This window comes from Proteus sp. PR00224 (assembly GCF_016238105.1).
Taxonomy (GTDB): domain Bacteria; phylum Pseudomonadota; class Gammaproteobacteria; order Enterobacterales; family Enterobacteriaceae; genus Proteus.
Window position 1 is genome coordinate 89,992 of the sequence record NZ_JAEHQU010000002.1, and the last position, 12,696, is coordinate 102,687.

Consider the following 12,696-nt stretch of genomic DNA (forward strand, 5'->3'; position numbering starts at 1 on the left):
GTCCCTTAATTAAACCAGAAGCAGCAGAGCGATAACCAGCACTGCACCTAAACCGAGAGAAGCCGCATACCAACGTGCCAATCCATTCTCACTGAAACTTAATCCTTTATTGGTGCCTTTAAGCAGGCAACCGAATAGATTAAAGAATTGGTTAACAGGATCATTTTGGATAAGCCACGCCGCCCCTTTATAAGGTTTGACAAACAGCACTTCATACAGTGCATCGAATCCCCAAGCATGGAACCACCATGTTGAGAAGAAACGACCTGTACGAGTATTAGCAACCTTAGAAACACATTGACGCTGTTTCAGGTATAACCATGCTGCAATGGCAACGCCTACTATCGCTACCACACCAGAAAGCGCTTCTAATACATATTTACCCTCATGCGATGCGCTTCCTTCAGGGAAAACAGCACCTAACGGTTGAGTAATTAACGCACCGATAAATGTTGATAACAGTGCTAATACCGCTAATGGGAAAGTATGTGTAAACCCTTTAACTTGGTGTGCTTCGGTTTTGGTTTCACCATGGAATACGATGAAAATCAAACGGAAGGTATAAAGTGACGTAAATAACGCACCAACTAAACCTGCAAGCATTAAGTTAAAATGCCCGTTTGAATACGCACCCCATAAGATTTCATCTTTACTAAAGAACCCTGCTGTTAACAGTGGTAATGCTGCTAATGCGCCACCACCAATTAGGAAACAAGCGTAAACAAATGGGATCTTCTTACGTAATCCGCCCATCTTAAAGATATTCTGCTCGTGGTGGCAGGCAACAATCACAGAGCCTGCAGATAAGAACAGTAATGCTTTAAAGAAAGCGTGAGTCATTAAGTGGAAAATTGCCGCATCCCATGCTTGAGCGCCTAAAGCCAAGAACATATAACCAATTTGGCTCATGGTTGAATAAGCAAGAATACGTTTGATATCGGTTTGTACTAAAGCCGCAAAGCCCGCTAACACTAATGTGACTGCACCAATAATACCGACTAATTCAAGTACTTCAGGTGCCATTAAGAATAGCGCGTTACTACGTGCAACCAAGTATACACCTGCCGTAACCATCGTTGCGGCGTGGATTAATGCAGATACTGGTGTAGGGCCTGCCATCGCATCCGCTAACCATGTTTGTAATGGAAGCTGTGCTGATTTACCGACTGCACCGCCTAATACCATTAACATTGCCCAGTTAATGACGCTTGATCCTACTGCTAATTGCTCAGGAGCAAGTACTGCCATTTCACGGAAGCTCAATGTACCTAATTGGTCAAATAGGATAAACATACCGATAGCTAAGAACACATCACCGATACGCGTTACGATAAACGCTTTCATCGCAGCTGCGCCATTAGCAGGATTGCTATAATAGAAACCAATTAGCAGGTAACTACATAGACCAACCCCTTCCCACCCCATATACATCAGCATCATATTATCAGCCAGTACTAAGACAACCATACTTGCGATAAATAAGTTGGTATAAGCAAAGAAGCGAGAATACCCTTCTTCGCCACGCATATACCAAGATGCATACATATGAATAAGGAAGCCAACACCGGTAATCACACCCAGCATGGTTAATGAAAGACCATCAAGAACCAGTGTAAACGGAATATTGAAATTCCCTGCTGACATCCAGTTCCATAAAGTCAGAACATACGTTTCTTGCCCATTAGCAAAGAAATCCATACCTGCCCAAAGTGCAACAAGGGCAGATAGACCAACAGAACCTGTACCAATCCATGCTGATACGTTTTCAGACCAACGACCACGCGAGAAAGCGAGCAGTAAAAATCCCAGCAGTGGTAGCAGAATGGTTAAATAGAGTATATTCATCCGCGCATCTCACTGACTGTATCAATATTGATGTTTTGGCGATGTCTATGAAGCTGTAACAACAATGCCAGACCAATACTTGCCTCTGCCGCCGCCAAACTGATTGCCATGATATACATTATCTGACCATCTGTTTGACCCCAAAAGCTACCACCGACAACAAATGCCAGTGCAGCTGCATTAATCATAATTTCTAGTCCGATCAACATAAACAACAGGTTGCGGCGAAGTACTAAGCAGGTAAAACCTAACACAAACAGTACCGCAGCCAAGATCAAACCATGTTGAAGAGGTATCATTTTTGCTCCCCTGCGTTTTCGTTTTCGACGAGATCGTCATGGCTCTTATCACGACCAATGTGGTAAGCAACAATCAATCCAGACAATAAGAGAACAGATGCTAACTCAACAGCCAGAATATAAGGCCCAAATAAGCTAATACCGACCTCTTTCGCGCCAATCACTTCTCCAGCAATTTCGCCGTGAGTGACACTACTAATGGCGTAAATTAACACGACTAATAGCGTCAGAGATAAAAGCGCAGGCCCAATCCAAAACTTCGGTTGTAGCCACTTTTTCTCTTGATCAACAACGGATTTACCTAAGTTGAGCATCATCACCACGAAAACGAATAACACCATAATGGCGCCAGCGTAAACAATGATTTCTAATGCACCAGCAAAATAGGCGCCTAACGAGAAGAAAACCACAGAGAGCGCAATCAATGAAATCACTAAGTACAATAAAGCGTGTACAGGATTGGTATGAGTGATCACTCTCAATGTTGCAAGGATGGCAATCAGCCCCGCGATGTAAAATGCAAATTCCATGAATATCGCTCCTTACGGTAACAGGCTTTTGACATCGATAGGTTTAGCTTCATCATCCGCATCACCTTTATCTTTGCCGTTAATCGCCATACCTGTTTTACGGTAAAAGTTATATTCAGGATATTTGCCTGGCCCTGAAATCAACAGATCGTCTTTTTCATAAACCAAATCCTGACGCTTAAACTCACCCATTTCAAAATCAGGCGTTAATTGTAACGCCGTTGTTGGGCAAGCTTCTTCACATAAACCGCAGAAAATACAGCGAGAAAAGTTGATACGGAAAAACTCCGGATACCAACGACCATCTTCATGTTCTGCTTTCTGTAATGAAATACAGCCAACTGGACAGACTGCTGCACACAAGTTACAAGCAACACAGCGTTCTTCACCATCAGGATCACGAGTCAACACAATTCGTCCACGATAACGTGGTGCAACATTGACAGGTTCTTCCGGGTACATCTGTGTTTCACGTTTGGCGAAGGCATGTAAGCCAATCATCCAAATGCTTCGTACCTGGGTGCCGAAACCAGTCAATAACTCTTTTAAAGTCATGGTTCAATCACCCCTTATTGAGCGTTGTAAAGTATCACTGCAGCAGTGACCAGCAGATTGATAAGCGTTAACGGTAAGCAAATTTTCCAACCAAAAGACATCACTTGGTCGTAGCGCGGACGCGGTAACGATGCACGAATAAGGATAAACATCATCATGAAGAACCCTGTTTTCAGTGCAAACCAAATGAATGATGGTAAGAAAGGCCCTTGCCAACCACCAAAGAATAACGTCACGATAAGACCCGATACCGCAACGATACCGATATATTCACCAACAAAGAATAAACCGAATTTCATACCAGAATATTCAATGTGATAACCATCAGCCAGCTCTTGCTCAGCTTCTGGTTGGTCAAATGGATGACGGTGACAAACAGCAACCCCAGCAATCGCAAACGTAATAAAGCCAAAGAATTGTGGGATGACATTCCACATATTTGCTTGTGAGTTTACGATGTCAGTCAGGTTAAAAGAGCCCGCTTGTGCAACAACACCTAAGATTGAAAGTCCTAAGAACACTTCATAACTTACGGTTTGTGCTGATGCACGCATTGCACCTAACAGTGAATATTTGTTATTACTTGACCATCCTGCAAATAACACGGCATACACCGCAATACCTGCAACCATCAAGAAGAACAAAATACCGATGTTCAAGTCAGCAACAACCCATGTTGAGCTAACAGGTACAATCGCAAATGACAGCAGTAAAGATGAAAACGCAATTACTGGTGCAATGGTGAAGATAAAGCGGTCAGCAAATTTCGGGATCCAGTCCTCTTTAAAGAACATTTTGATCATATCCGCAATTAGCTGTGCTGAACCTGCATAACCTACACGGTTAGGCCCATAACGGTTTTGGAATAAACCCAGTAAACGGCGTTCCCCCATACTCATAAAAGCACCACAAGTGACCACAACAAGCAAGATCACAACGGCTTTTAATACGGTGAGTAAAATCTCTGTAACTTCAGGAGATAACCAGCTCATTATGCAATACCCCGCAGTTGACGAACCGATACACCCACCAGCGATGGAGAAATACCTGCCATACCTAACGGCAAGCCAATTTGACCTTGAGTCAGGTGAGCACTGATTTTCACAGGTAAGGTGAATTCACGGCCTTCGTAAGTAAACATAGCTTGCTGACCTTGAGTTAACGCTAATGCTTGGGCATCAGATTCACTCAATGTTAAATAAGCGGTTTCCATACGAGATTGGATAACTTCAGCGCGTTGTGATAACTCTTCACTACCAAATAAACGGTAGCAAGGTGCGACAGTCCATTGATTTTTCTGTGCATTAAATGGCGCAGGAATATCAGTGAAGTAGCCAAGTGTATTATCACCACATTCAATTAAACGCACACCTGGATCGCCAAAGCGTAAGCTGCCACCCACTTCTGCTTGGAATTTATTCCATGCTTGAGGTGAGTTCCAACCCGGCGCCCATGCAAATGGAATTTGCTGACGAGGTGCTGTTGGGCTGTTATTACCTTCCATTGAGAACGCAAATGGGGTGTCGATATCTTTTGGTTGACGCTGTTCATGAACAGACACATTCGCCAGCATAGATGTACGACCACTATAACGATGTGGTTCACGAGCCAGTTTTTGTCCACGAATACGGAATGACGCATTTGGTGCCGCATCAACAATGCCAGCAAACTGAGGAAGACTCGTCGCACAATGTTCAATCACATTGTCTAACTGTGTCCAATCCAGTGTTCTTTCATGCCATTGTGAATCAACCGCACTCAACCAACGCCAGCTTTCATGCATCACCACTTCTTTGTTATAGAAAGAAGGTTCGAAAACTTGGAAATAACGTTGTGCTCTGCCTTCTTGACTCACCATTGTTCCATCACTTTCAGCGAATGAAGAAGCTGGGAGAACAAGATGTGCTTTCGCCATAATGTCAGTTTGCTGGTGGTCGATGACAATTAAGTTATCTACTTTAGCAATCGCATCATCAATCACGTCGGCATCAAAATGACGATATAAATCGTTTTCCATGACAACAACGGTGTTAACTTGACCACTACGCATCATTTTTAATGCGTCATCAAGTGGCTGTGCATTCATCATGGCAAGACCCATGCTGTTTGCATCATCAGCAACGAAAGAAAGCCCTACTTCATTACCTTTTGCTTTTAATGCAAAAGCAATGTTAGCGGCTGCTTTGATAACGTCTTCGCTACCCGCATGGCTACCACTGATAATTAATGGTTTCTTGGCTTGAGAAAGTGCTTGAACAACCATTTCGATGTGTTTATTCAGCGCTTCATCAATACCATCAACAGCTGGTGCATCACCGTTAATGTTATTCGCAATCGCAAAGCCTAAACGCGCTTGATCAACAACGGGTGCGCGATAACTCCACGCAGCAACATCATCGAGGCGAGTTTCATCAACATGAGTGACAAACAGTGGGTATTTTGCACGTTGCCCGATATTCATAATCGCAGCAATTTGCCAGTCAGCCACTTTTTGAGCTGCCGCCATTTCACGCGCTTTACCTTTCACGGCCTGACGTACAGACAATGCCATACGAGCACCAGTTTGTGTTAAATCTTCACCTAACACTAAAACGGCATCGTAATCTTCAATTTCACGCAGAGATGGAGTATGAACGCCACCTTTTTGTAAAATATCTAACATTAAGGTCAGACGTTTTTGCTCTGATGCAGAGATACCGCTATAGAAGTTTTCAGCGCCAACAACTTCACGTAATGCGAAGTTACTTTCAATGCTTGCACGCGGGGAACCAATACCCACGATACGCTGACTTTTCTTCAGCATATCCGCAGCTGCTTGAGTCGCTTGAACAGCGTTAATTTCTAACCAGTTACTGCCTAAACGTTTTTTAGGCTGACGAGGTCTGCTTGCTAAATTCACATAGCCATAGCCAAAACGACCACGGTCACAAAGGAAATAGCGGTTTACAGTCCCGTTATAACGGTTTTCGATACGACGTAATTCACCATAACGTTCACCAGGGCTGATGTTACAACCCATGCTACAACCCTGACAAATGCTTGGTGCAAACTGCATATCCCATTTGCGGTTATAACGAGATGAGTGGGTTTTATCGGTGAAAACACCCGTCGGACAAATTTCAACCAAGTTACCTGAGAATTCGCTCTCTAATGTGCCATCTTCAACGCGTCCAAAAAATACGTTGTTATGTGCACCAAAGACACCAAGATCAGTACCATCAGCATAATCTTTGTAGTAACGAACACAGCGGTAACAAGCAATACAACGGTTCATTTCGTGAGAAATAAACGGTCCCAAGTCTTGGTTTCTATGTGTACGCTTAGTAAAGCGATAGCGACGCATAGTGTGACCTGTCATTACCGTCATATCTTGAAGGTGGCAGTTACCGCCTTCTTCACAAACTGGACAGTCATGAGGATGGTTTGTCATATACCATTCAACAACGCTTTCGCGGAATTTCTTCGCTTCTTCGTCATCGATAGAGATAAACGTGCCATCAGTCGCAGGTGTCATACAAGACATCACTAAACGACCGCGGGTATCCTCAGCATTTTGATACTGCTTAACCGCACACTGGCGGCAAGCGCCAACGCTTCCCAGCGCTGGATGCCAGCAAAAATAAGGAATATCTAAGCCTAAATTAAGACAGGCTTCTAACAGGTTATCAGCCCCGTTAACTTCATATTCTTTGCCGTCTACATGAATCGTAGCCATAGTCAGCATGCTTCCCAAAGGCCTGCACAGCAGGCGTTAAACCTAGAATGTGTCGTGAAAAATTACCAGCGGCTTTTCAGTAAGTTAGGCTGAATACCTCTGATCAAGTTGGCATTGGTATAATCTTCTTGAATAATGCCAGCCTCAAATTCTTCACGGAAATATTTAATGGCGCTTTGTAAAGGTTCTACTGCACCCGGTGCGTGAGCACAGAATGTGTGTCCCGGACTTAAAGAACGACATAAATGTTCAAGGGTTTCGATATCACCAGGGCGACCTTTACCGTTTTCTATCGCACGTAAGATTTCGACACTCCATGGCAAGCCATCACGACAAGGTGTACACCAGCCACAAGATTCACGAGCAAAGAACTCTTCTAAGTTACGGGTTAATGAAACCATATTAATTTCATTATCTACCGCCATTGCAAGTGCTGTACCTAAACGGCTACCTGCTTTTGCAATCGTGCCAAAATCCATTGGAAGATCGAGGTGATCTTCTGTTAAGAAGTCAGTACCTGCACCACCCGGTTGCCATGCTTTTAGCTTAAGACCATCACGCATACCGCCTGCGTAATCTTCAAGGATCTCGCGCGCTGTTGTACCAAATGGTAATTCCCATAAGCCCGGATATTTCACGCGACCTGAGAATCCCATTAATTTAGTACCCGCATCTGGGCTTTTACCTTCACTTAAGCCGATATACCAATCTTTGCCGTGTTCAATAATCGCAGGCACATTACACAGTGTTTCAACGTTATTGACACAAGTTGGTTTACCCCATGCACCTGATGTTGCAGGGAATGGAGGTTTAGAGCGCGGGTTAGCACGACGACCTTCTAATGAGTTGATTAATGCTGTCTCTTCACCACAGATGTAACGACCTGCACCCGTGTGAACAAACAGTTCAAAATCAATGCCTGAACCAAAGATGTTTTTACCCAGAAAGCCTGCTGCTTTTGCTTCTTCAATAGCATGGCGCAGATTCTTAGCCGCTTCAATATATTCGCCACGAAGGAAAATATAGCCACGGTAAGCTTTTAGTGCGTGAGCGCCGATAATCATCCCTTCAATTAACAGATGTGGAAGTTCTTCCATTAAGAGACGGTCTTTATAAGTACCCGGCTCCATTTCATCTGCGTTACAAAGGATGTAACGGATATTCATGCTTTCATCTTTTGGCATCAGGCTCCATTTCAAGCCTGTTGAGAATCCAGCACCACCACGACCTTTTAGGCCAGCATCTTTAACTTGGGTTGTCACCTCTTCTGGTACCATCCCTTTCAATGCTTTTTCTGCCGCTTTATAACCGTTTTTAGCACGGTATTCATCCAGCCATACAGGCTGACGATCATCACGTAAGCGCCACGTTAGCGGGTGCGTTTCTGCGCTACGAATAATCGGTTTTGCTCCTGAAATTGCTGTCATGGATACTGCTCCAGTAACGTTTCAATCTCTTCAGGTTTAACAAAGCTGTGAGTATCGTCATCTACCATCATAGTAGGGCCTTTATCACAATTACCTAAACAACAGGTTGGCAGTAACGTAAAGCGACCATCTGGTGTAGTTTGACCAGGAATGATATTAAGGTGCTTTTCAATCGCTGCTTGAATGCCTTGATAACCTGTAATATGACAAACCACGCTGTCACAAAAACGAATGATGTGACGGCCAACGGGTTGACGGAAAATTTGGCTATAGAACGTCGCAACGCCTTCAACATCGCTTGCAGGGATCCCAAGAACATCCGCAATCGCATAAATTGCGCCGTCTTCAACCCAACCACGGTTCTTTTGCACAATTTTCAGTGCTTCAATAGAGGCTGCTCGCGGATCTTCGTAATGATGTTTTTCTTGCTCAATTTCAGCACGTTCTTCTTCAGTTAAAACAAACGTTGCTTTCTTTGAATGTGTTACATCAACGATTTCGATCTGCACAGCATCATCTTTTTGGTTTAATTCATTTTGCATGATTAACGATCCACATCCGACATTACAAAATCAATACTTCCCAGATACACAATCAAGTCAGAAACCAGACTACCGCGGATAACTGCGGGGATTTGCTGCAAGTGAGCAAAACTTGGCGTACGAATACGGGTACGGTAGCTCATTGTGCTGCCATCACTGGTTAAGTAATAGCTGTTGATCCCTTTCGTGGCTTCAACCATCTGGAATGATTCATTAGCAGGCATAACAGGACCCCATGAAACCTGTAGGAAGTGGTTAATCATGGTTTCGATATGCTGTAATGTACGCTCTTTTGGTGGAGGCGTTGTCAGTGGATGGTCTGCTTTAAATGGCCCTTCTGGCATATTTTTATAGCACTGTTCCAGAATACGTAAGCTTTGGCGTAGTTCTTCTACTTTCAGCATTACGCGGTCATAACAGTCACCATTACTTGCGACAGGGATTTCAAATTCAAAGTTTTCATAACCTGAATATGGACGCCATTTACGCACGTCAAACTCAACCCCGGTTGCACGAAGACCTGCACCTGTGACACCCCAATCTAATGCTTCTTTAGTATTATATGAGGCAACACCAATAGTACGACCTTTTAAGATACTGTTTTGCAGTGCTGCTTTTACGTAAGAATCTAGACGTTTTGGCATCCAATCTAAGAATTCACGTAATAAGCGTTCCCAACCGCGAGGTAAGTCATGAGCAACACCACCGATACGGAACCATGCAGGGTGCATACGGAATCCGGTAATTGCTTCAACGATGTTGTAAACTTTTTGACGGTCAGTAAAGGCAAAGAACACGGGTGTCATCGCACCAACGTCTTGGATAAAGGTACTGATATACAGTAAGTGGCTATTAATACGAAATAGCTCAGACAGCATGACACGAATGACTTTAACGCGTTCAGGCACTTCAATACCGGCAAGTTTTTCCACTGCAAGTACATAAGGCATTTCGTTAACGCATCCGCCGAGGTATTCAATTCGGTCTGTGTATGGGATATAACTGTGCCAAGATTGGCGCTCACCCATTTTTTCAGCACCACGGTGGTGATAACCCACGTCAGGCACACAGTCGACGATCTCCTCGCCATCAAGCTGAAGAATAATACGGAATGCACCATGAGATGATGGATGGTTAGGACCGAGGTTTAAGAACATAAAGTCCTCATTCTCAGTACCGCGTTTCATCCCCCACTCTTCAGGTTTGAATGTCAGCGATTCCATTTCCAGATCCTGTTTCTGCTTTGTCAGCACATAAGGATCGAACTCTGTCGCACGAGCAGGATAATCTTTACGCAGCGGATGACCTTCCCAATCAGGAAGCATCATAATACGGCGTAAATTTGGATGCCCATTAAAGACAATCCCAAACATATCCCAGACTTCACGCTCATACCAATTCGAGTTAGGGAAGATAGATGTGATAGTCGGAACATTAAGATCATTTTCACTTAATGCGACTTTCAGCATGATATCTTTATTACGATCGATTGATATCAGATGATAGAAAACAGAAAAGTCTGCTGCTGGCAAGCCTTGACGATGCGTACGAAGACGCTCATCAAAACCATGCATATCAAACAGCATGACATAAGGTTTTGGTAAAGATTTGAGGTATAGCATTACCTCAATAAGTTGTTCCCGTTTTACCCAAACAACTGGCATGCCAGTACGAGTAGGCTGGAACGTAAACGCATCTGGCCCAAATTTCTGACGCAGTTCATTAACCACCTGATCATCAATATGATCGGTCGTTTCCCACGCTGGCCGAGCGCCTTTTTGCGCTATCTGATCGGTCATTTCTATTCACCACAACTTTGATCAGGGTTACTATGATCGCAACACATTGCTCTGGTTACGTCTTAGGCAAAAGCCTTTAAATTTCGTCAGGAGTACGCAGGTTTTTCACTGCGATACGTTCACCGTGTTTTCTTTCTCGTTCTGATTGCATATTGGCACGGTAAACACCTTGGTCGCCGACAACCCATGATAATGGGCGACGTTCTTTACCAATGGACTCTTGTAATAACATCAGTGCTTGCATGTAAGCTTCAGGGCGTGGTGGACAGCCAGGAATATACACATCAACTGGAATGAACTTATCAACACCTTGCACTACTGAGTAGATGTCGTACATACCACCAGAGTTTGCACATGCCCCCATAGAGATAACCCATTTAGGCTCTAACATCTGATCGTATAAACGTTGAATAACGGGTGCCATTTTAGTAAAGCAAGTACCCGCAACCACCATAAAGTCAGCTTGACGAGGTGATGCACGTAATACTTCTGAACCAAAACGAGCCACGTCATGCACAGCCGTAAATGACGTCACCATTTCAACATAACAACAGGAAAGACCAAAGTTATATGGCCATAAAGAGTTTTTCCGTCCCCAGTTCACAACATCATGCAACGCATGTTCCAGTTTTCCCATATACACGCTGCGATGAACGTGAGCATCTAATGGGTCACTGACAATTTCCTGTGATTGCAGGGGATAACGGTCATTCTCACCGTTCGGATCTATGCGGGTGAGCGTATAATCCATTTCTAATGCCTCGCTTATTACTGCTGCGGATGTTTGCCGCTGGTTAATCGAACATGGCTTTTACTCGCGGTTTCACGACGAGAGCGAACAGGCGTCCAATCTAATGCGCCTATACGAACCAAATAGAATAATCCAGCTAATAAAATAGCGATGAAGACTGACGCTTCAATAAAGCCTAACCAGCCAACTTCACGAACGGAAACAGCCCAGGCATAAAGAAACAGTGCTTCAACATCGAAAATAACGAAAAACATGGCAACTAAATAGAATTTAGCTGACATGCGCAGACGAGCGCTGCCAACAGAATCAAGACCAGATTCATAAGGAACATGCTTTGCCCTTGCCTGTGCGCGTCCGCCTAAATAGCGGGCACCCAACAACATGAGCGAACATAACCCCAATGCGCCTATGAGGAAGACAGCAAATGCCCAATGATGGGCGATAACTTCGGTGGTTGTAGACATACTCATTGCTTACTCATCAAAGGTGGTGTCAATTAACCAACTCTTATCCGGCGGTTTACACCACATTTCTAATTACGAAAAAAAAGGCGAATTAAACAGACTTGCTAATTAAAGAAATAATAACAGTCTATTTATACCTTTATTATTTTTTGGAAAACTTTGCGACAAATCACTCAGTTTTCCATCGCGATTTAACAAATTTAACACTCATTTTTAACACTCAATTACTGGCTAATGCTAAAACGTGTCAGTCAACCGACAAACTTTATGCTAACACGCTTAGTCTAACCGATAATTCGATTTTACTACACCAGTATCTCAGGAAAAACCTGACTCAACACAGGCAAATGTGCCTTATTTTCTTGATCAAACTCACAAAATAGTCGAAAAAATACTTAATCAGTTTAAAATTTATCCAAATTTTAACAAATTAACTTTCTAATATTGTGGAGGAGGTCAAATATCCGATTAGATTTACTTTTTTATTCTCTTAAAACCTAGACAATCTTTTTATTTGTTAACAAATCCTACAACTGATTAACCAAGTGGAAAGGTAAACATTTTTTTAACAAACAGTTAAGGTAGTTTTGGGATGAAATGTCACAAAGATAAATACATAAAACAACATAATTATTAACAAGGTGTTACTATTTCAAAAAATGGCAATAAAAAACGGAAATAAACGCACTTAATTGCATCTATTCCCGTTTATCACTATTCATCACTATCCAGTTTTATTTGACTCTTTTTTAATCTTTAATTTTTGTGT

Annotated in this window: 11 protein-coding genes; all 11 read right to left on the bottom strand. The window is 43.2% G+C overall.

Translation table 11 applies throughout. From position 1 onward, the window contains the following. Positions 1 to 9: 9 nt before the first annotated feature. A complete protein-coding gene (nuoL, locus tag JEP71_RS03790; RefSeq protein ID WP_196533816.1) occupies positions 10 to 1,845 on the bottom strand; it encodes an NADH-quinone oxidoreductase subunit L in 1,836 nt (611 codons plus the stop codon). Beyond that, a complete protein-coding gene (nuoK, locus tag JEP71_RS03795) occupies positions 1,842 to 2,144 on the bottom strand; it encodes an NADH-quinone oxidoreductase subunit NuoK (protein WP_099073810.1) in 303 nt (100 codons plus the stop codon). Before nuoK ends, nuoL begins: the two co-directional genes overlap by 4 nt. Further along, positions 2,141 to 2,674, bottom strand: coding sequence for an NADH-quinone oxidoreductase subunit J (gene nuoJ, locus JEP71_RS03800; protein ID WP_109374124.1), 534 nt, complete (start codon positions 2,672 to 2,674; stop codon positions 2,141 to 2,143). Before nuoJ ends, nuoK begins: the two co-directional genes overlap by 4 nt. Before the next feature lie 12 nt (positions 2,675 to 2,686). Beyond that, positions 2,687 to 3,229 carry an NADH-quinone oxidoreductase subunit NuoI gene (nuoI, locus tag JEP71_RS03805; RefSeq protein ID WP_006533299.1) on the bottom strand — a complete coding sequence of 181 codons (543 nt, stop codon included), beginning with the start codon at positions 3,227 to 3,229 and terminating at the stop codon, positions 2,687 to 2,689. A gap of 14 nt (positions 3,230 to 3,243) precedes the next feature. Next, entirely contained in the window at positions 3,244 to 4,221 is a 978-nt protein-coding gene (gene nuoH, locus JEP71_RS03810) for an NADH-quinone oxidoreductase subunit NuoH (RefSeq protein WP_006533300.1), read from the bottom strand. Next, positions 4,221 to 6,953 (bottom strand): NADH-quinone oxidoreductase subunit NuoG, encoded by a 2,733-nt coding sequence (gene nuoG, locus JEP71_RS03815; protein ID WP_198619768.1) that lies wholly within the window; start codon positions 6,951 to 6,953, stop codon positions 4,221 to 4,223. Before nuoG ends, nuoH begins: the two co-directional genes overlap by 1 nt. A 53-nt stretch (positions 6,954 to 7,006) precedes the next feature. After that, entirely contained in the window at positions 7,007 to 8,371 is a 1,365-nt protein-coding gene (gene nuoF, locus JEP71_RS03820) for an NADH-quinone oxidoreductase subunit NuoF (RefSeq protein WP_198625792.1), read from the bottom strand. Further along, on the bottom strand, positions 8,368 to 8,913 hold the full coding sequence (nuoE, locus tag JEP71_RS03825) for an NADH-quinone oxidoreductase subunit NuoE (protein ID WP_006533305.1): 546 nt from the start codon (positions 8,911 to 8,913) through the stop codon (positions 8,368 to 8,370). Before nuoE ends, nuoF begins: the two co-directional genes overlap by 4 nt. A gap of 2 nt (positions 8,914 to 8,915) precedes the next feature. Then, a complete protein-coding gene (nuoC, locus tag JEP71_RS03830; RefSeq protein ID WP_100158480.1) occupies positions 8,916 to 10,712 on the bottom strand; it encodes an NADH-quinone oxidoreductase subunit C/D in 1,797 nt (598 codons plus the stop codon). Between the two features lie 76 nt (positions 10,713 to 10,788). Then, positions 10,789 to 11,463: a NuoB/complex I 20 kDa subunit family protein gene (locus JEP71_RS03835; RefSeq protein ID WP_004243697.1), complete on the bottom strand. Its 675-nt coding sequence runs from the start codon at positions 11,461 to 11,463 to the stop codon at positions 10,789 to 10,791. A gap of 17 nt (positions 11,464 to 11,480) precedes the next feature. Next, entirely contained in the window at positions 11,481 to 11,933 is a 453-nt protein-coding gene (locus JEP71_RS03840) for an NADH-quinone oxidoreductase subunit A (protein WP_036912633.1), read from the bottom strand. Between the last annotated feature and the right edge of the window lie 763 nt (positions 11,934 to 12,696).

Coding starts and splice junctions, on each gene's coding strand:
- nuoL (WP_196533816.1), bottom strand. CDS start 1,845: ATGAATATACTCTATTTAACCATTCTGCTACCACTGCTGGGATTTTTA.
- nuoK (WP_099073810.1), bottom strand. CDS start 2,144: ATGATACCTCTTCAACATGGTTTGATCTTGGCTGCGGTACTGTTTGTG.
- nuoJ (WP_109374124.1), bottom strand. CDS start 2,674: ATGGAATTTGCATTTTACATCGCGGGGCTGATTGCCATCCTTGCAACA.
- nuoI (WP_006533299.1), bottom strand. CDS start 3,229: ATGACTTTAAAAGAGTTATTGACTGGTTTCGGCACCCAGGTACGAAGC.
- nuoH (WP_006533300.1), bottom strand. CDS start 4,221: ATGAGCTGGTTATCTCCTGAAGTTACAGAGATTTTACTCACCGTATTA.
- nuoG (WP_198619768.1), bottom strand. CDS start 6,953: ATGCTGACTATGGCTACGATTCATGTAGACGGCAAAGAATATGAAGTT.
- nuoF (WP_198625792.1), bottom strand. CDS start 8,371: ATGACAGCAATTTCAGGAGCAAAACCGATTATTCGTAGCGCAGAAACG.
- nuoE (WP_006533305.1), bottom strand. CDS start 8,913: ATGCAAAATGAATTAAACCAAAAAGATGATGCTGTGCAGATCGAAATC.
- nuoC (WP_100158480.1), bottom strand. CDS start 10,712: ATGACCGATCAGATAGCGCAAAAAGGCGCTCGGCCAGCGTGGGAAACG.
- JEP71_RS03835 (WP_004243697.1), bottom strand. CDS start 11,463: ATGGATTATACGCTCACCCGCATAGATCCGAACGGTGAGAATGACCGT.
- JEP71_RS03840 (WP_036912633.1), bottom strand. CDS start 11,933: ATGAGTATGTCTACAACCACCGAAGTTATCGCCCATCATTGGGCATTT.